General features: G+C 39.5%; 18 protein-coding genes. 10 read left to right on the top strand and 8 right to left on the bottom strand.

Going from position 1 to position 18,613, the window contains the following annotated elements:
• Positions 1–64: 64 nt before the first annotated feature.
• The 4 genes from H9648_RS15640 (at position 65) to H9648_RS15625 (ending at position 3,934) form a co-directional block, all read left to right on the top strand.
• Positions 65–958, top strand: a complete 894-nt coding sequence (locus tag H9648_RS15640; RefSeq protein ID WP_191754740.1) for a PucR family transcriptional regulator — start codon at positions 65–67, stop codon at positions 956–958.
• A gap of 136 nt (positions 959–1,094) precedes the next feature.
• Positions 1,095–2,192 carry an ABC transporter ATP-binding protein gene (locus H9648_RS15635; protein WP_191754738.1) on the top strand — a complete coding sequence of 366 codons (1,098 nt, stop codon included), beginning with the start codon at positions 1,095–1,097 and terminating at the stop codon, positions 2,190–2,192.
• Positions 2,193–2,508: 316 nt separating this feature from the next.
• Positions 2,509–3,288 (top strand): transporter substrate-binding domain-containing protein, encoded by a 780-nt coding sequence (locus tag H9648_RS15630; protein WP_191754736.1) that lies wholly within the window; start codon positions 2,509–2,511, stop codon positions 3,286–3,288.
• On the top strand, positions 3,281–3,934 hold the full coding sequence (locus H9648_RS15625; RefSeq protein WP_191754735.1) for an amino acid ABC transporter permease: 654 nt from the start codon (positions 3,281–3,283) through the stop codon (positions 3,932–3,934). Before H9648_RS15630 ends, H9648_RS15625 begins: the two co-directional genes overlap by 8 nt.
• Before the next feature lie 35 nt (positions 3,935–3,969).
• Here H9648_RS15625 and H9648_RS15620 read toward each other — a convergent pair whose 3' ends face one another.
• A complete protein-coding gene (locus tag H9648_RS15620; protein WP_225218929.1) occupies positions 3,970–4,221 on the bottom strand; it encodes a hypothetical protein in 252 nt (83 codons plus the stop codon).
• A 69-nt stretch (positions 4,222–4,290) separates the two neighbouring features.
• Positions 4,291–4,485: an alpha/beta-type small acid-soluble spore protein gene (locus H9648_RS15615; RefSeq protein WP_066239924.1), complete on the bottom strand. Its 195-nt coding sequence runs from the start codon at positions 4,483–4,485 to the stop codon at positions 4,291–4,293.
• 188 nt (positions 4,486–4,673) lie between these two features.
• Here H9648_RS15615 and H9648_RS15610 point away from each other — a divergent pair, with 188 nt between their 5' ends.
• A complete protein-coding gene (locus tag H9648_RS15610) occupies positions 4,674–4,982 on the top strand; it encodes an ArsR/SmtB family transcription factor (RefSeq protein ID WP_066391336.1) in 309 nt (102 codons plus the stop codon).
• A gap of 619 nt (positions 4,983–5,601) precedes the next feature.
• Here H9648_RS15610 and H9648_RS15605 read toward each other — a convergent pair.
• The gene (locus tag H9648_RS15605) at positions 5,602–7,119 is read right to left on the bottom strand and encodes an aldehyde dehydrogenase family protein (RefSeq protein ID WP_191754733.1); all 1,518 of its coding nucleotides are present in this window, start codon (positions 7,117–7,119) and stop codon (positions 5,602–5,604) included.
• Between the two features lie 143 nt (positions 7,120–7,262).
• Between H9648_RS15605 and H9648_RS15600 the strand changes: the two genes are divergently transcribed.
• The 4 genes from H9648_RS15600 to ymzB all read left to right on the top strand — a co-directional run bounded on the left by H9648_RS15600 (position 7,263) and on the right by ymzB (position 10,687).
• Positions 7,263–8,045, top strand: coding sequence for an SDR family NAD(P)-dependent oxidoreductase (locus H9648_RS15600; RefSeq protein ID WP_225218928.1), 783 nt, complete (start codon positions 7,263–7,265; stop codon positions 8,043–8,045).
• 199 nt (positions 8,046–8,244) lie between these two features.
• Complete coding sequence (locus tag H9648_RS15595) at positions 8,245–9,483, top strand: DUF2157 domain-containing protein (RefSeq protein WP_191754729.1); 1,239 nt, start codon at positions 8,245–8,247, stop codon at positions 9,481–9,483.
• Positions 9,476–9,997 carry a GDYXXLXY domain-containing protein gene (locus tag H9648_RS15590; RefSeq protein WP_191754727.1) on the top strand — a complete coding sequence of 174 codons (522 nt, stop codon included), beginning with the start codon at positions 9,476–9,478 and terminating at the stop codon, positions 9,995–9,997. Before H9648_RS15595 ends, H9648_RS15590 begins: the two co-directional genes overlap by 8 nt.
• Positions 9,998–10,354: 357 nt before the next feature.
• Positions 10,355–10,687: a protein YmzB gene (gene ymzB / locus H9648_RS15585; protein WP_191754726.1), complete on the top strand. Its 333-nt coding sequence runs from the start codon at positions 10,355–10,357 to the stop codon at positions 10,685–10,687.
• A gap of 26 nt (positions 10,688–10,713) precedes the next feature.
• Here ymzB and H9648_RS15580 read toward each other — a convergent pair whose 3' ends face one another.
• Positions 10,714–12,036, bottom strand: coding sequence for a globin-coupled sensor protein (locus tag H9648_RS15580; protein WP_191754724.1), 1,323 nt, complete (start codon positions 12,034–12,036; stop codon positions 10,714–10,716).
• A 165-nt stretch (positions 12,037–12,201) separates the two neighbouring features.
• Between H9648_RS15580 and H9648_RS15575 the strand changes: the two genes are divergently transcribed.
• Positions 12,202–12,354, top strand: a complete 153-nt coding sequence (locus H9648_RS15575) for a hypothetical protein (protein ID WP_165389501.1) — start codon at positions 12,202–12,204, stop codon at positions 12,352–12,354.
• Between the two features lie 60 nt (positions 12,355–12,414).
• On the opposite strand, the gene H9648_RS15570 is transcribed toward H9648_RS15575, so the two are convergent.
• The 4 genes from H9648_RS15570 to H9648_RS15555 all read right to left on the bottom strand — a co-directional run bounded on the left by H9648_RS15570 (position 12,415) and on the right by H9648_RS15555 (position 18,607).
• Complete coding sequence (locus tag H9648_RS15570; RefSeq protein WP_191754722.1) at positions 12,415–14,439, bottom strand: ABC transporter ATP-binding protein; 2,025 nt, start codon at positions 14,437–14,439, stop codon at positions 12,415–12,417.
• 2 nt (positions 14,440–14,441) lie between these two features.
• On the bottom strand, positions 14,442–16,199 hold the full coding sequence (locus H9648_RS15565; protein WP_191754720.1) for an ABC transporter ATP-binding protein: 1,758 nt from the start codon (positions 16,197–16,199) through the stop codon (positions 14,442–14,444).
• 729 nt (positions 16,200–16,928) lie between these two features.
• On the bottom strand, positions 16,929–17,396 hold the full coding sequence (gene ribH, locus H9648_RS15560; RefSeq protein ID WP_066239884.1) for a 6,7-dimethyl-8-ribityllumazine synthase: 468 nt from the start codon (positions 17,394–17,396) through the stop codon (positions 16,929–16,931).
• 17 nt (positions 17,397–17,413) lie between these two features.
• Positions 17,414–18,607: a bifunctional 3,4-dihydroxy-2-butanone-4-phosphate synthase/GTP cyclohydrolase II gene (locus H9648_RS15555; RefSeq protein WP_191754718.1), complete on the bottom strand. Its 1,194-nt coding sequence runs from the start codon at positions 18,605–18,607 to the stop codon at positions 17,414–17,416.
• Positions 18,608–18,613 lie beyond the last annotated feature (6 nt).

Here is an 18,613-nt window from a genome sequence, read left to right as displayed (position 1 = left end):
TTAGTTAACCACTTAACATTGCTATAATAATAGCAAGCTTTTTCTTGAAAGGATATGAAAAAGGATGCTCGATAAGCTAAAGAAGCACTATAAGAATTCTATGACAACAGACCTCTCACAGCAGTCTGGCTATTACTGGTTCCTTTCAGATGACAGCGAACCGTTCGGTATCTCAAAACCTGCTATTTCAGAATCAGAACTAACATTACTTCGATCCATGTTTAACACATATGAAAATGATAATTCATCAAATGTTTTTTCAGCACAGCAGTTAAAATGGAGAGCACTTCTTTTTGACGAAAAAGCTACAACAGAAGAAGGCTTCTATCGATTTGTACACTTTTTTAGCAAGCAGCCGATCACGGATCATGCTTCATTTTCAGAAGCAGTAAATGGACTTTTTCCTGAGGATGCAGTTCTCCTTCTTAACAAAGATCTTAAGAGTGGCGTGATTATTGAAACATCAAAACAGGAATTTAGCGAGACACCTTATGAATCGTTAAAAGACATGCTCTCTACAGATTTTTATTTAGATATTTCTATCTATATCGGGTGCTATAACAATCAGCTTCGTCGCGCAAAAGAAACGTATACAAGAGAACAGCAACAATTTTTAGAGGTTCGAAATCGACTTATGCCTAAATCTGTTTATACAGTAGCTGATATCGTTCCTTATATCCTTCTTCAGTCCGCCAGTCCAATGGCCGATCAAACATTAACATCACTAGTAGAAGAATGGCGAGAAGAAGACGAGGAAACGCTAAAAAGCATCAAAGTATTTGTTGAATGCAACCTTAACGTTTCGTTAGCAGCGAAGCAATTATATATTCACCGAAACAGCCTTCAATATCGTGTGGAAAAGTTTTATGATAAAACCGGCATTGATGTTAAGCAATTGAAGAATGCACTCACCGTGTACTTGGCCATTCTTCTTATTGAACAAAAACTTCCTCGTTAACTTCAACCATCCTCTTTGTGCACATTGCATAAAGAGGCTTTTTTATTTTAGGCATGTCGTCCATTTACGATATAGGATATGAAAGCGTAAACTTAAAACATTAAGAAAACGTTTACATCGGAAGGGGATTATTAAAATGGCAGAAATTAAGTTAAATAACATCGTTAAACGATATGATAACAAAGTAACAGCGGTACATGACTTCAACCTTGATATCTCTGATAAGGAATTCATCGTATTCGTAGGTCCGTCCGGGTGTGGTAAATCAACAACTCTTCGTATGATCGCTGGTCTAGAAGAAATTTCTGAAGGTGATCTAATCATCGATGAGCGCGTTGTAAACGATGTAGCTCCAAAAGATCGTGACATCGCGATGGTTTTCCAAAACTATGCCCTGTATCCTCACATGAACGTTTATGACAACATGGCATTCGGTCTTAAACTAAGAAAGTTCAGCAAAGAAGAAATTGAAAAGCGTGTTAAAGAAGCAGCACGTATTCTTGGGCTTGAGCAATACTTGGATCGTAAACCAAAAGCACTTTCAGGTGGTCAGCGTCAGCGTGTTGCACTAGGACGTGCGATCGTTCGTGATGCAAAAGTATTCTTGATGGATGAGCCTTTATCCAACCTTGATGCAAAACTTCGTGTTCAGATGCGTGCTGAGATCACAAAGCTTCACCAACGTCTGCAAACGACTACAATCTACGTAACGCATGACCAAACAGAAGCGATGACGATGGCAACTCGTATCGTTGTTATGAAAGACGGACGCATCCAGCAAGTTGGTTCTCCGAAAGAAGTATACGATACGCCTGAGAACATCTTCGTTGGTGGGTTTATCGGAAGCCCAGCAATGAACTTCTTGAACGGTACGCTTGAAGACGGATTCTTCAAAGTCGGTGACACGAAGATTGCCGTTCCTGGTGGAAAGATGAAGATTCTTCAAGAAAAAGGCTACAACAACAAAGATGTTGTTCTAGGTATCCGTCCTGAAGATATTCATGACGAGCCTGTATTCTTAGAGTCTTCTTCAAACACGAAGATTGAAGCGAAGATCGACGTTGCTGAACTGATGGGTGCTGAAACGTTCTTATACTCTACAGTTAGCGGACAAGATTTTATCGCACGCGTAGATTCTCGTACAGACATTCGCAACGGTCAGGACATCTCCTTAGCGTTTGACATGAACAAAGCACATTTCTTTGATAAAGAAACGGAACTGCGTATTCGTTAATTCATATGTTTACAAAAGCTCTGCTTGATTAAGCAGAGCTTTTTGTTGTCCATTATACGACCATTAAGTACCAAAATTTGTATTATTATGTGATACATTAATATTTTTATATGATAACTCTTAATTTTTATATGATAAGACTCTAAAATTATGTGATCATGCCTCCTTTTTATGTGATACTGTGTACCCACAAAAAAATCCGCTGTTATTTTTTTCTTTATCGGGGAAAATGTTAAATGATTGACGAATTCGTCATTCGTTTATACAATAAATTCTATAAAAATTGTCGGGATTATCCTGACGAGGAGGACTTCATTTGAAAAACACACTTAAATTCCTGTCAGCTCTCGCTCTTTCTGTCATTCTGTTGTCAGCATGCGGAAATTCTGACGAGTCAAAATCAGGTTCTAACACTGATAAAAAAGTACTTACAATTGGTACTGAAGCTACATATCCACCTTTCTCATACCGTGATAAAAAGACAAATGAAATCACAGGCTATGATGTAGAAGTAGCTAAGGAAGTAGCTAAACGCCTTGAGATGGAGCCGAAATTTGTTGCAACAGAATGGAAGAACATGTTTACTTCTCTAGACTCCAAACGATTTGATCTTGTAGCGAATCAAGTAACGATTACAGATGAAAGAAAAGCTAAATATGATTTCTCTACTCCTTATACCGTTTCTGGCGGACAAGTTATCGTCAACAAAGACAACAAAGATATTAAAGGGATTGAAGATCTAAAAGGCAAAGTCGTAGGTACGACACAAGGAAGTAATTACGCTGCTGAAGCTGAAAAAGCTGGCGCAAAAACAAAGTTCTATAAAGGTGCTGCTCAAGTATTAACAGATCTTGATGTTAATCGCGTAGATGCAGCGATGAATGATCAGCTTTTTATCCTGACAGAATTAAAGAAAACAGATTATAACGTTAAAGCTGTTGGTGAGACTTTTAACGAAAACGAAATGGCATTCGCATTCCGAAAAGATGACAAAGATTTAATCAAAGACGTAAACAAAGCGCTTGAAGAAATGAAGAATGACGGTACACTGAAAAAGCTCTCCGAAAAATATTTTGGAGAAAATGTAAGTGAATAATTTATCAGAAATTCTGATCAACTCCCTCCCCTATTTATTGGAGGGAGCTGTTTTTACTATCGTTATAAGCCTTGTATCGATTTTCGGAGCGCTTATTTTCGGGTTGGTTGTTGCTTTATGCAGGATGTCATCGAATAAATTCTTGTCAGGGATCGCCAAGGGGTATATTTCTTTCTTTAGAGGGACGCCATTATTAATTCAATTATTGATTCTCTATAACGGTTTCACGTTTATTTATGTACCAGAAGGATGGCAGGCTGCGCTCGCTGGACTCATACTTCATTTTAGTGCCTACATTGCCGAATCCTATCGGGGAGCTATTCAGTCGATCGAAAAAGGACAATGGGAAGCCGCTTTTTCACTTGGGATGAACAGATATCTTACGTATAAAGAAGTAATTCTCCCGCAAGCATGGAGAATTTCGATTCCATCCGTTTGGAATTCATTGATCGATATCGTTAAAGCTTCTTCACTAGCATCAGTAATTACAGTACCAGAGCTTACTTTGATGGCAGATCAGATCAGCGCATCACAACTGATCGTATTACCTGTTCTATTAGAAGCTGCAGTCCTTTATTGGATTTTAACTTCTCTATTGGACGGTCTTCGAGTACTGCTTGAAAGAAGAATCAGAATCAGCCAATAATCCCTTCATGTCTCTTTTAGATATGAAGGTTTTTTCTATTCCCACTCACCTATAAAAAAAAGCACTTCTTGATGACAAGCATCACAATAAAATACATGTGGGCATTGGCTTTCTGCAAAATTACTCGGATAGCCATCCTCTAGCTTCAGTTCATCCACTTCCATGTAGGGACTGTAATCATCGAAAAAATCACTTACTCTTCCTTGATCTTGAACCGCTCTTCCGCATTCTGGACAGCGAACGTTTATCGTTTGAAAGTTATTACAGATCGGACACATCGCCATCATTATCAACTCCTATGATTTAAAAAGGGAGTGGATTCCTCCACCCCCGTTTTGTATCAGTTACGAGCTAAGTTAGCGATTACCGCCACTTAACTGTTGCTGACCCATTGCGACTAAACGTTTTGTCATTTCCCCACCAACCGAGCCATTCGCACGAGCAGTTGTATCTGGGCCAAGTGTAACACCGAACTCAGATGCGATCTCATATTTCATTTGATCAATTGCTTGCTGTGCTCCTGGGACAACCAATTTGTTTCTTCTTGCCATGTGTTTCACCCCCTTGTCCTTATTGTGTATCTCACCAGTTTCTCTATTCGCTCCTAACACTGGCAATATATAGCGTTCTTCCCACTACAAATCGGATGATGTATTCAAAAAAGTTGTCTAGTTGGTTTATACTGAATTATAGTAAGAAAAAAATCATGTGATGATTATGAAAAAGTTGGTGAAAGAAAATGTCAAATGAATATGCAGTAGAGATGTTCAGAAAAACCATACCTCTGTTTCAAGCATTAGGTGATCCAGTCAGACAAGACCTCGTTCTGCTTTTAGCGGAGACAGATAAAATGAATGTAACGGATATTGCCAGTCAATCTCCAATGTCACGGCCAACAGTCTCCCATCACTTAAAAATTTTACGAGAAGCTGGTATTGTGGGTACTGAGAAAAAAGGGAAAGAGATTTTTTATTTCTTAACGCTTGACCAAACCGTAGTTCAGCTTAAACAGCTCATTCACATTATTGAAGAGGAATGTATTCTGTGATTTTTTAGTATTCGCATGCAATGTTGCTCTTGTAAATAGTTGTTTTCCGTTCCAGGTTGCTCGCTTTCCGGGGGGTGTGCGGTGAGCCACCTTGCCGCTTTGCGCCATAAGATGTCTCACCTGTCACACTGATCCCCCAGGAGTCTCCCACCTCACACTACAATCAACCTTTCAAAGATGCCTTTTTGAAAACTAATAGCAACAAATTTTTAAGAACTTAACTGTGAATTTCTATTAAAAAAGACTTCTGAAAAAAACGATTCAGCCATGGTTGGCTGAATCGCTTTTTATTTTGGCTAACTTTTCTTTTTGTTATGACTTCATTGACAAGTTGATTGAAGTGGAAGTTGCGAGACTCCTGCGGGACGAGCGGTCAGCCTGAAAAGTGGAAGTGGCTCGTTCAGCCCCGACCAGCAAAAGATGAATGGGCTATGAAGGCGCACTTTGCCTTATTGACCGTTCAACTTTTGACCTCGAGGGGCTAGCCACTGCAACTAGACTGGTGGAGACTCCTAAGGGCGCAAAGCGCCAGGAGGCTCACCGTTCGCCCCGTGGAAAGCGAGCAACTGTAACGTAAATCAACTACTTCAAAAAACAACTCTGCAAAACGAAAACAGTTCTATTTTTTCCTAAGTTGTTTAATCCCTGAACGAATTAATTCCGCTCTTTGTTTGCTGTTTGAGAAATAGGCTCTGATCAATGTTCTTATTTTTGAGTACTTATTTTCGTACGGGTACCAATTTATTTCTCGTTGTTTGATTCCCGCATCCTTCATTACCGACATCTGACGGGTAAAAGTGAACAAGCCTTCGTCTCCATGATACCTGCCTACACCGCTGCTTTTTACTCCGCCAAATGGAAGATGAGGATTTGCTACTGAAACGAGTACATCATTAATCACCGCACTACCTGTTACAAGCTTTGATGTCACACGATTCGCTTTTTTAGCATCCCTTGTCCACACACTTGCGTTCAAGCCAAACTCAGTGCTGTTCGCTTTTCCGATCGCTTCTTCCTCTGTTGAGAAGGATATCACAGGAAGTACTGGTCCAAACGTTTCTTCTTTAACGATTTTCATATCTTCAGTAACATTCGTTAAGATCATTGGTTCCAAATACATGCTTTCTCCCCACTGATCTGGCTCTTTGCCAGTAAGCAGAAGAGCTCCTTTCTCTAATGCATCCACCACTTGATTTCTGATAATCTCTTTTTGGTGAGGAAAAGTTAAGGAACCTATATCTTCTCCTAATTTCAGTTTCTTCGTTTCTTCTACAAGCCTGTCGATGAATTCTCCATGAATGGCATGCTGCACATACACCCTTTCAATCGACATACAAACTTGTCCTGCATTCGTGAATGCCCCCCAAACTGCACCATTCACTGCTCTTATCATGTGAGCATCTTCAAATACAATCATTGGATCTTTTCCACCAAGCTCCAGGGTATAAGGAATAAATCGCTTGCTTGCTTCAACTCCTATCTTACGTCCTGTCTCAACAGATCCAGTGAAGAAAATGCCATCTGGCGTTCCAGAAACCAAAGCTTGTCCCAGCTCTTTTCCACCATGCGCAACTTGAAGAACATTTTTCGGGAGATTCACTTCCCTTGCAATTTTTTCAATCAACAGACCGATCGTAGGGGTGACTTCAGATGGTTTTAAAATAACAGAATTCCCCGCGATCAACGCCGATATTACCGGTGTCATCGATAGCTGAAAAGGATAGTTCCATGGTGAGATGACTACTACGGTTCCTAGAGGAAAATAATCTACATATGAAGATTTACCTATAAAAAGAATCGGTGTGGACACTTTTTTCCGCTTTAAAATTTTTGGTGCGCGCTTTTCAAAATGCGCGATGATATCAATTACAGGCATGAGATCTGCTGTTAGAGCTTCTGTCTTCACTTTTCCAGTCGCAGCACAAATTTCATCTACGATCTCATCCATGTTATCTAATAGGTGCTGCTTTATCTTTTTGATAAACGTTAATCGAGTTTCTAATGTACGTGTGGACCAATATTGAAAAGCTGCAGAAGCCTTTTCATACATTTCAGGAACGTGATTTTCTCCCGTTTCTAGCCACTGGTCGATGGTTTCACCTGTTGCAGGATGTTTTGCAATCATTACGTTTTTCATTCAAGCGTACCTCCTTTGTCAAAATTTTCATATTTCTTCCATCATACCTTTTATAATGAGTTAATGTTTATTTATTTTTATGGATATGGTATCATGTTGATGTTCTTAAACATATAAACATAATGGTAGAAAGGATGTTTTTTATGATAAATAATAAAATTGCACTCATTACAGGAGCATCAAGCGGAATTGGACTTGAATTTGCCAATCTCTTTGCGAAAGACGGCTATCATTTAGTGCTTACAGCTAGAAATGAGTCAAAGCTAAATGAGATTGCTGAACAGATGTCTAAAAAATACGGTATTTCAGTTACGGTAATTGCAAAAGACTTAAGCCGAACCGACGCTGCAGAAGAACTGACAGCAGAGATCATCGCAAAAGGTATTGAGATTGACGTTCTGATCAACAATGCAGGATTTGCGGCTTACGGACCTTTTAATGAGACATCATGGAAAGATGAAAAAGATATGATACAAGTAAACATAACGGCTCTTACAACACTGACAAAACAGCTTCTTCCCGGAATGATTAAGCGTAATAGAGGGAAAATCTTAAACGTGGCCTCAACTGCAGCTTTCCAACCTGGACCATTAATGGCTGTCTATTACGCAACAAAAGCATATGTACTTTCCTTCTCAGAAGCCATCAACTATGAATTACGCCATACCGATGTAAGTGTTACTGCTCTTTGTCCTGGTGCTACAGCTACAAACTTCGAAAAGCGTGCAAACCTTGAATCATCTCGCTTGTTTCAATCTGGTGCCATGAATGCGAGCGACGTTGCGCGGTCAGGCTACAACGCCCTGATGTCTAAAAATTCATTGTCGATTCCAGGATTTAAAAACAAGGCATTAGCTAACATCGTACGATTCTTACCTCGAAAAACGATTTTAAAAATCGTGCATTATGTACAAGACAAAAAATAAATGTAATAATTCTGAGAACAGCATTAAATGGCTGTTCTTTTTTTTATGAACCTTATCTAACATAAGACTTCGAATGTTCTTTTCAATTTATTGCTTGATAACACGATTTTCTTTGTGTAATATTACACTAAAAGAGAGTATTTGTGTTTCGTCCTGTTTTTATCTAAATATACATATACATGAATTGAGGTGGTAAAACATGAACAAAAAATGGATGAGAAAAGAAGGTCAAAAGTGGATCGCTGACAACATCATTTCCGAAGATCAGTTAGATTTAATTCTTGCAAGATACCCTGATTCTGAAGACAAGGGCAAAGTTACTGGTGTATTACCCATTCTAGCTAGTGTTTTAATCGGCATCGGAATTCTATCTTTCATAGCATCAAATTGGGGAGAAATCTCACCAATCGCTAGACTTTCCTTACTTATCGTGTTTATGCTCGGTTTTTACTATTCTGGTGAACGGTATTTGAAAGCCGGCCAGCGTTCATTAGGTACTTCTCTTAATCTTCTTGGAATCATTACATTTGGAGCAAGTATCATTCTTTTAGGTCAAACTTTCAACCTTAATGCCGTCGATGCCCGTTTATTCGTTTTCTGGAGCCTTCCTGCCATCTTTTATTTATTCAGAGATCGTCACAAGCTATATTTTTTCCTTATTGGGCTTTTAACAGTCGGAGGGCAACTTTACAGCATAAGTGAATTTCAAAGCTTTAGTTACCTTTTATGTATACTTTTTATCATAGCTGTAGGAGGCTTTGTTTTCTTGTATCCATCCACTCTAAAATCTTGGATTTTCACGATTGGACTCAGTACACAAGTTCTCATGTTTATTACGGTTAAAGATATAAATTTACTTTGGTTCTTCTTATTTGGATTCGCTTTATTTACAAGCAGTTTATGGGTTGAAAAGAGAGTATTTAAACAACCGTTTAATCGCCTAGGAACACTCATTGGATTTGGTTTTGCTTACGGATTATATTTCTTGCTTACAAATGAATTTTCTTCTGATTTTGAGCTGCCGAACCCTTATCTGTTCATCCCCGTACTGGTCGTTCTATTCGCTCTATCAGTCGTCCGAAAGCGTCAGGAGAATTTATACATGCATGCATGGGAACTCTTGATTTTCATGCCGTTCTTTTACCTTGTCAAAGTGACTGAGCCGTTAATAGTAGGCATTGTTTATTTAATCATCATGTTCGTTTATTCTGGCTTCAAACTTGCGGAAGGCTATCGTAACGAAAGTCGGTCGCAGATCAATTTTGGAATTGTACTCTTTCTGCTCGTTTGCTTAATGGGTTACTTTAATCTGGCATGGTCCTTTATGCCAAAGTCCATTTTCTTCTTATTAGGTGGAGTTCTTTTATTCATACTTAATGTGTTTCTCCAACGTAAGAAAAAGCAGATCTTAAAGAACGGAGGTCCGCATCATGATTAAAAAAAGAGGTTGGATGATCGCTGCCCTTCTGCAAGTATTATTTTTGATCTTTATTGCAGGAAGTTATTACAGCATCGATTATTTCGGAAAAGAGATCAAGATTAAGACCGTTCCCGTCGATCCAAGAGATCTTTTGTATGGTGATTATGTAACACTTCGTTATGATATCAGTACAGCTCCTCTCAAAAGCTATAAGGGTGATGCAGCTGAACTAGATCGCGGTAATCATAAGACCTATGTTGTTCTGCAGCCTAACAAAGAAGGGTACTATGTGGTTAAGAATGTTTATTCAGAAAAACCAGATGTAACGAAGAACCAGGTCGTGTTAACTGCTAAAGCTGAAAAAGTCTGGGGTCAAAACTCGTTCGATCAAATTCAGCTTACGTATGGATTTGAGAGATATTATGTTCAGGAGAACACAGGAAAAGAACTTGAACAGCAAGCGAAAGACATGGATGTGATCATCAGTGTTGCACCTTGGGGAGCTCATAAGATAGTAGAGCTGAACCCTTAAATGCTGAAAGACTCATAAAGAGCTGAAAATGCCCTTTATGAGTTTTTTTACGTTTATTGCTGGAAGGTGTTTGTCGAAAATCGGATAAATAGTTTTATCTGCGGAATTATAGAGGATTACCTCGTATAAAAATCCGTTTACCTCGTAATAAAATGAGATTACCTCGTAATGTGCGCCTCTGTCCTCCTCTTATGGACATATCATTCGAAAATGTCCTGTAGACACGCACTACAGCATTTCAACTAAAGCTTTCGTCAGCTAAAAAAACTCTTACATCCATTTTTTTATATCAAATTACTCATTATTCTCCGGTTTAAGTTTAAGGATTACGGGAAAATTGATAATGAGGTGAAAACAATGTCAGATACTAAAATTATCGAACTAAAAGATGTACTAAATGGGTGGGCTGGTAACCAGATTTCTATTCGTAAAGAAGAAGCAGGAGATCTAGATCAAATCAGAATCTCATTGGATAAAGCAACCTTTGAACAAAGAGACGTACATGATGACTATTTAGGTGATCACATATTGTTTTTACACGGTACAGCATATGCAGCAGAAGAAGGTTCACAAGTAGAGCTACCAACCATTACGTACGAGATACCGATCGATGGAATCAATGATATACGAACAGACGATAACATCGTTTCATTCGAAACCAATAGAGCACAATATGTAATCAATAAATAAAGAAGAGATCCCGCGGGATCTCTTCTTTATTCTTGTTGCATGCCTTTCGTAACATCTGTTAACGAATCGGCTGATACCGCGATCTGACCTACAGCATGACTCAGTTCTTCTATTACTTCAGCCATCACTTCTACTTCTTTTTCAAGCTTTCCGCTTCGATCCGTACTCTCATCCATCTTAGAAAGAATAGCTACAAAGAAATCTGATATTTCCGTAGCTTCACTGACACTATCGTTTATATAATGATGAATACTTTCGACAGATTGAGTGACAGCTTCTATTCTTTTGTGTGTATTTTTCACAAGTTCAGAAACACCTGAAACAGACGTCTTTGTTTGATCAGCTAATTTTCGAACTTCATGAGCGACAACAGAGAATCCTTTTCCAGCCTCTCCAGCTCGAGCAGCTTCTATCGCTGCGTTCAGGGATAGTAGGTTCGTCTGTTCCGCGATCGCTGTAACAATATCAACAACATCGTTTATCTTAACAGTTGCTTGTTCCAAGCTGATTAGTTCAGTTGTAATCTGTTCTGATTGGTCTTTTACTTTTAAGATCATTTGCTGATGATCATCTAGTTTGTTCTTACCTGCTAACGAATTATTAGATACTTGTATAGCAGATTCTGCTGTGCTCTTTGCAAAAACAACCACTTCATCAGCCTTTGATGTTAACTCTTCTAGGGCTGCACTCGTCTCTTCTGAGATACTCGCTAGTTCTTCCACAGAATCCCCGACTGATAATGCGATCTGTCTTTTTTGCTCTTCATGTTGTTCTCTTTGTTTGATTTGCTCTAATTCAAAAGCTTCTAAAACAATCTGTTGCTCAAAATTCAAAATCTTCGTCACTGCTTTAACAGCAAGCAGATACTCATTTTTATCCTCAATATGTTTGTCCAAAATAGATAAAAAAGACAGCAGCATATCCTGAAAAGAACAGATGTACCATTTCGGCTGCAGTCCGATCTTAAAGTGGATGTGGGCGATGACTTTTCTTTGTTCGATATACGCTGTATCAATAACACCGTCAAACATTTCTTGTATGTGCTTAATAAGGGTTACTTGAAGTTTATTTATAGAGCTGTGTTTTCGAATAATTTCCATCAAGCCAGGCACATGTTCAATATTTTTATAAAATTGGTTCACGATCTCTTCTATATTCTCAGAGATCAACGGTTTGATCGAGCGAATGATCGCTAAATCATCCACTGTTAATGAAATCATGTTCAATTGCTTCTGCCATTCACTGTTTGGAGATACTAAGATCTTCACATCTTCTTTTACGTTTTTAGTAGGATCAAGTAATGCTGTCGTACTCTTCTTTTTTGTTAGTATGCTTAAAATAGATGCCAATTTGATTTCCTTCTTCCTTTATAATCACTAACATTTCATCCAATATGATGCAATTACATGCGACTATACGCTCATTTTATAGATTCATATGTTTTATCGACTTCTTTAGGGGAATCTTTTACTAAACAAAAATATTTTTAAAAAATGAAAAGAGGAGTGATTCACATGTGGAAAAAGAGATGGGCCGCTGGAACATTGGCAGCAATGTTAACATTAGGTGGATTAACTGCTTGTGGAGACGGCGTTGATCAAGACAACGGTGTAGACGATGGAGAACAAAATGATGAGATGGATGAAAAAAATAAAGAAGAAGGTTAATAATGAACCTTCTAAAAATAACGAAAAAAAGGAGCCCCTAAGCGAGGCTCCTTTTTTCGTTTAACTTACGGCGCGTGTTTCTGTTTTTCCTTGTTGAAGCTGATACATCTGGAAGTAACGTCCCTTTTCTTTCATCAGTTCTTCATGACTGCCTCGTTCTACGATAACACCACGATCGAGAACTAGGATCTGATCGGCACTCTTAATCGTAGAAAGTCTGTGGGCAATAATGAAAGTCGTTCTTCCTCTTTTTAACACGTCTAATGCTTCTTGAATCACAGCTTCTGTTTCAGTATCAATACTTGCCGTTGCTTCATCAAGAATTAAAATAGCTGGATTGTACGCTAACGCTCTAGCAAATGAAATTAATTGTCTCTGACCGGATGATAGGGTGCTTCCTTTTTCAATAACCGGTTCATCCAATCCTTTAGGCAAGTTGTTGATAAACGGCATTGCCCCTACATCCGTCAGCGCTTTTTCAACTTGTTCGCGTGTGATCTCTGGATTATCTAAGCTCACGTTGGATGCAATCGTTCCGGTAAACAAGAATGGATCTTGCAACACGATCCCCATATGCTGTCGAAGCTCCTGCTTAGAAAGCTTCATGATGTCTTGACCATCAATCATGATTTTTCCTTGTTTAATGTCATAGAAACGGAACAGCAGATTCATGATTGAACTTTTCCCAGAACCCGTATGACCGACAAGCGCCACTGTCTCACCTTGATTTGCTTCGAAAGCGATATTCTTAAGAACAGGTTCACCTTCTACATAACTGAACGTAACATCTTGAAACTCAACATTTCCATTGTAACGTTCGATCTCTGTCTCCGTCACTTTCTGTCCTGGCTCATCCATCAGCACGAATACTCGCTCTGCAGATACAAGTGCCTGCTCAAGCTGTGCAAGCTGGTTGACCATACCTGTTACAGGGTGGAACATTCGGTTTAAATAATCTACAAACGCATACAGAACACCGATTGAAATGACAGATCCTACCCCAAGCGCCTGCCCTCCAAAGTGCCAGATGAATGCCATAAATGCAAGGTTCTTTAATAACAATACAAGGTTATGTCCGGTCATCGCGTTAAGACTTAAGAGTTTATTTTGAAAGGTGAAGTATTCTTTATTCATCGTTTCAAATTCTTCAGAAGTCTTATTTTGCCGCTTAAATGCTTGAATGATTGTCATACCGTTGATTGATTCGTTTATCATTCCGTTAATGTCGCTAAGCGTAGAACGAATCTTATGATTGTATTTTGACGCAAACTTTCGGTAAACAATGATCCAAACCACAAGGATAGGTACCAGGATCAAACAGATGGTTGCAAGCTTAGAATCAAGCAAGAACAACGCGATGAATATCCCTGTCAGATAGATGATCCCTGTAAAGAAGTTTGCTAATACGTTAATAAATAATTCTTTGATCGCTTCCGTATCATTCGTAATACGAGAAACGATTTTTCCAGCAGGCTGATTATCAAAATACGTAATCGCTACACGCTGAACGTGGGCGAATACATCTTGACGAATCTTCTTGATAACCAAATTAGAAGAGCGCTGCAGCATATAGCGCTGACCATATTGAAAGAATGATGCAAAAACGAGAAGGCCCAAGTAAATCATGGTCAGTTTCATGATTCCTCTGATCTCTGGCTTATAAAAAGCAAATGTTTCACTCGTACTTAGTTTATCTGCTGAATAGGTTTCTGATTTTCCTTTAAAAGAAATCGTCACCTCTCCGTTACTCGCTTTTCGTCCCCCATCAAAAGATATTTTGTTTGGTACAACGAAATAGTCTCGTTTCACTTGGATGACTCGTATCTCTTTTCCTTTATCTTCTCCAGGATCAAAATGATCGCTTCGCTTATACCAGTTTCCATCGTATTTCACTGCTTCTTTTTCTTTACTATCCACTTGATGCCATGGCCGCTCGATACCAAGAATATGATCATCGATCATCGTCTTTGCGATGAACGGTCCAGTTAGCTCCGCTCCAATGGCAACAGTAAGCATCAGAAGCCCGAGAATAAAATTCTTTTTATAGTGAAGTGCGTATTGAAACAGGCGTTTTCCAACGTTCATGGCTACACCGCCTTATTATCGTTTAAGTTTTGTTCGATCTGTTGACGTTCGTGCTGTTCTTTATACCATCCGTCTCTTGCTATTAAATCCTCATGTCTGCCCTCATCCACGATGGCCCCGTCATCAATTACGATAATCCAATCTGCATGTTCAACTGCCGACAGTCGGTGAGTTGTAATAAAAGTTGTTTTTCCAGCGCGTTCTTTTCGGATATTACCGATGATCGCTGTCTCCGTCTTCGCATCAACAGCTGAAAGAGCATCGTCTAGAATTAAAATCTCCGGATCTACACACAATGCTCGTGCAATAGACACACGCTGTTTCTGTCCTCCTGATAACGCGACACCTTTTTCACCAACAAGCGTATTCAATCCTTCAGGAAGGAACTGAACATCTTTTCTGAATGATGCCATCTCCATAACATGATTCAATTTATCTACACCCGCTGTGCTATTTCCGAACAGGATATTTTCCTCTACTGTTTTGGAGAAAAGAATAGCATCCTGCGGTACGTATCCAATCCATCCTTGCAGATCTTCAAGAGCGATATCCTCAATACCCACACCTGAGAACGAAATATTCCCTTTTCCAGCTGGATATTCTCTTAAAAGCTGTTTAAGAAGTGTTGTTTTCCCGCTGCCTGTTCGGCCAACAATACCAAGGGTCGCACCTTTTTCCACTTTAACGTTGATGTTCTTTAAGTTATCTGTCTCAGAAGAAGGATAACGGAATGTCACATCTTCAAATGCAATCGTCCCTGGATCTTCTAATGAAATAAGGTCTTCTCTATCCTTAACATCCGGCTCGTAGCTAAGCGTCTCATTCACACGATCAAGTGATGCACTTCCACGTTCCATAATATTAATAAGCTCACCGATCGCGATCATCGGCCAGATCAGCATACCTAAGTAAACGTTGAACGTAACAAGCTCTCCAAGTGTGATCGTCTTATGAAAGACCATGTATGCTCCGTAACCTAAACCGATCAAATAACTGATTCCCACTAAAACCTTGATCGTCGGTTCGAATAAGGCATCGATTCTTGATACAGCTAAGTTCTTTTCGAATACATCCTCCGTAACTTTATTGAAGCGCTCTACATCCTCTTCTTCTTGAACATAAGCACGAATAACACGTACTCCTTGAATGCTTTCTAGAACAGAATCGTTCATTTCTCCAAAAGCGTCTTGTGCAACGGTAAAACGCTGATGTACTTTTTTCCCGTATTTTTTAATAATAAAAGCGATAATCGGTAGTGGAATGAGTGCTGCAAACGTTAATTTCCAACTAATCATGAATCCCATCACGAACAGGATCGTCAGCATGAACAAACTAGAATCTACAAGAGTTAAGATTCCAAATCCTGCAGTCATCGAGATGGCTTTTAAGTCATTTGTCGCACGTGCCATCAGATCTCCTGTTCTATTTTTCTCAAAAAACGTAGGCGTCATCTTTAATAGGTGACGCATAAAACTTGAACGCATCGAGCGTTCGATGATAAAAGCGCCTCCAAAAAGCTGATACATCCAGATGTACATCGTAATGTACATAGAAACGAGAACAGCTACAAAGATTCCAAGAGTCCGCATCATGTCTTCTTTTGTGATCGTGCCCATATGAATGGAGTCAATAATGTTACCGATGAGTTTCGGTGGGATGATCTCGATGATCCCAACGCCAGTCAGCAACACTACTGCAATTGTGTATCGTATCCAATGTTTCTTAAAGAACCAAGCTAATTTTCCTAAAACTGAAAACATAATGTCTCTCCTCTCGATCTACCATTCTTTTAAACAGTTGTTTAACGAAGCTACCCAAAAAGTGTATGATCCTTGCGTTCTAGCCACACATTCAACAATTTACTCTTCATTTGTTTTCCTCCTCATAATTAGTGGATCTATTGCATCAAGAAGAGGGTTCTCTTCTATGCAAACAAAAATAAAAAAGCATACCATTCGAACTCGGTATGCTTTGAAATCATAAAAAAACACACGTCACGACTGGGGTGACCTGCGTACAAACTTGTATATAGAAAAGGCAGGTATGTAGAATAATAATTCTAATACATCTCTTCCGGCAGGCCATGGTATGAAATTGTAGAGTCTTCGTTGATTACAACTGTGACCGCAATTTGAGTAACAATCATTTCTTTCACCATGACACAACCATCCTTTCCATAATTTTGTAGTTTGTAACTTTGATAATATTATCACTATTCTAATAACTATGTCAATTGCTTTTAGATATGCTTAAAATTATTTAAATTGCTGTTAATTTGTGCTTTAGAAGGGTGTTAGACTTGATGTTTTAGCCCTCATTCCAGAAGTTGTAGCATTTAATCCACGAGTTTTTACCTTCAATCCACAAATTTGCGCACTCAATCCACGAGATTTTACTCTCAATCCATAAGTTACCCTCGAATCGACACCCTTCGACAAACTCCAAAAAAACCCGCCACTAAAAGTGACGGGCTTTCACACACATACAACTTATCCTAATTGACGCGTTAAGTTGGCCATTTCAATCGCAGACACAGCTGCTTCCCAGCCCTTGTTGCCTGCTTTCGTTCCAGCGCGTTCGATCGCTTGTTCGATCGAATCAACGGTTAACACGCCAAAGATTACAGGAACACCGCTCGTCATAGATGCTTGAGCGACTCCTTTTGCTGCTTCATTACATACGTAATCAAAGTGAGGCGTTGATCCGCGAATTACAGCTCCTAGCGTTATTACTGCATCATAATTACCGCTATCTGCCATCTTTTTCGCGATCAACGGAATTTCAAACGCTCCAGGAACCCAAGCGATGTCTACGTCGTCTTCAGAAATACCGTGTCTCTTGAAAGCGTCCTGTGCACCAGACACCAATTTATCAGAAATAAAATCATTAAAACGTCCTGCTACGATACCTACTTTTAATCCTGTACCAACTAAATGTCCTTCAAATAATTTTGCCATGACTATTCCTCCTGATTTTAGAAATGAAGCATATGCCCCAATTTGCTCTTTTTTGTTTTCAAATAATCTTCGTTGTTCTTGTTATGAGGCATCTGAAGCGCCAGACGGTCTGTCACTTCTAAGTCATAACCTTTTAATCCAGCAATCTTTCTTGGATTGTTCGTCAACAGTTTCATCTTACTGATGCCAAGGTCCTTTAAAATCTGAGCACCGATGCCATAGTCACGCAGATCGGGTGCGAACCCAAGCTGCTCATTGGCCTCAACCGTATCTAGACCTTCTTCTTGAAGTTTGTAAGCTTTCATCTTATTGATGAGTCCGATTCCTCGCCCTTCTTGTCTCATGTACAGCAGAACGCCACGACCTTCTTTTTCAATCTGGGAAAGTGCCGCGTGAAGCTGTAAGCCACAATCGCAGCGAGCAGAGCCGAACACATCGCCTGTTAAACATTCGGAATGAACACGGACTAAAACAGGCTCCCCGCTTGCAATATCACCTTTTACAAGTGCCACGTGTTCTTTCTCATCCAATACATTTGAAAAACCGATCGCTTTAAAATCACCGAACTCTGTAGGCAGATTAATCTCTACTTCACGCTTAACCATTTGCTCTGTTTTGTTTCGGTACGTAATGAGGTCTTTGATCGTGATCAGCTTCATATTGTGCTGTTTCGCAAGCTCAACAAGTTCAGGAACACGAGCCATCGTTCCATCTTCTTTCATGATTTCACAGATAACCCCTGCAGATTTGCTTCCTGCCATTTGGGCAAGATCGATGGCAGCTTCTGTATGTCCTGCTCTTCGCAACACACCTCCGTTTTTTCCGATCAACGGAAAAATATGACCAGGGCGCTTAAAATCTGTAGGCAAGGATTCTATATTTACTAGCTCACGTACTGTTGCCGCTCTTTCTTGAGCCGAAATCCCTGTTGTTGTGGAAATATGATCAACACTTATCGTAAAAGCTGTCCCATGTGAATCCGTGTTGGTAGTTACCATCGGTGAAAGGTCAAGCTTTCTTGCAATTTCTTCAGAGATCGGTGTACAGACTAACCCTCTGCCATGTGTCACCATAAAGTTGATCGTTTCAGGAGTGATCCCTTCTGCGAGTGCTACAAAATCACCCTCGTTTTCACGATCTTCATCATCGACTACGATCACAATCTTTCCTTCTTTAAGATCTGCAACTGCTTCTTCTATGGAGTGAAACATGAACTC

Source organism: Fictibacillus norfolkensis (assembly GCF_014836645.1).
In the GTDB taxonomy this organism is placed as follows: Bacteria; Bacillota; Bacilli; order Bacillales; family Fictibacillaceae; genus Fictibacillus; species Fictibacillus norfolkensis.
This window is presented reverse-complemented; position numbering and strand designations above follow the sequence as displayed.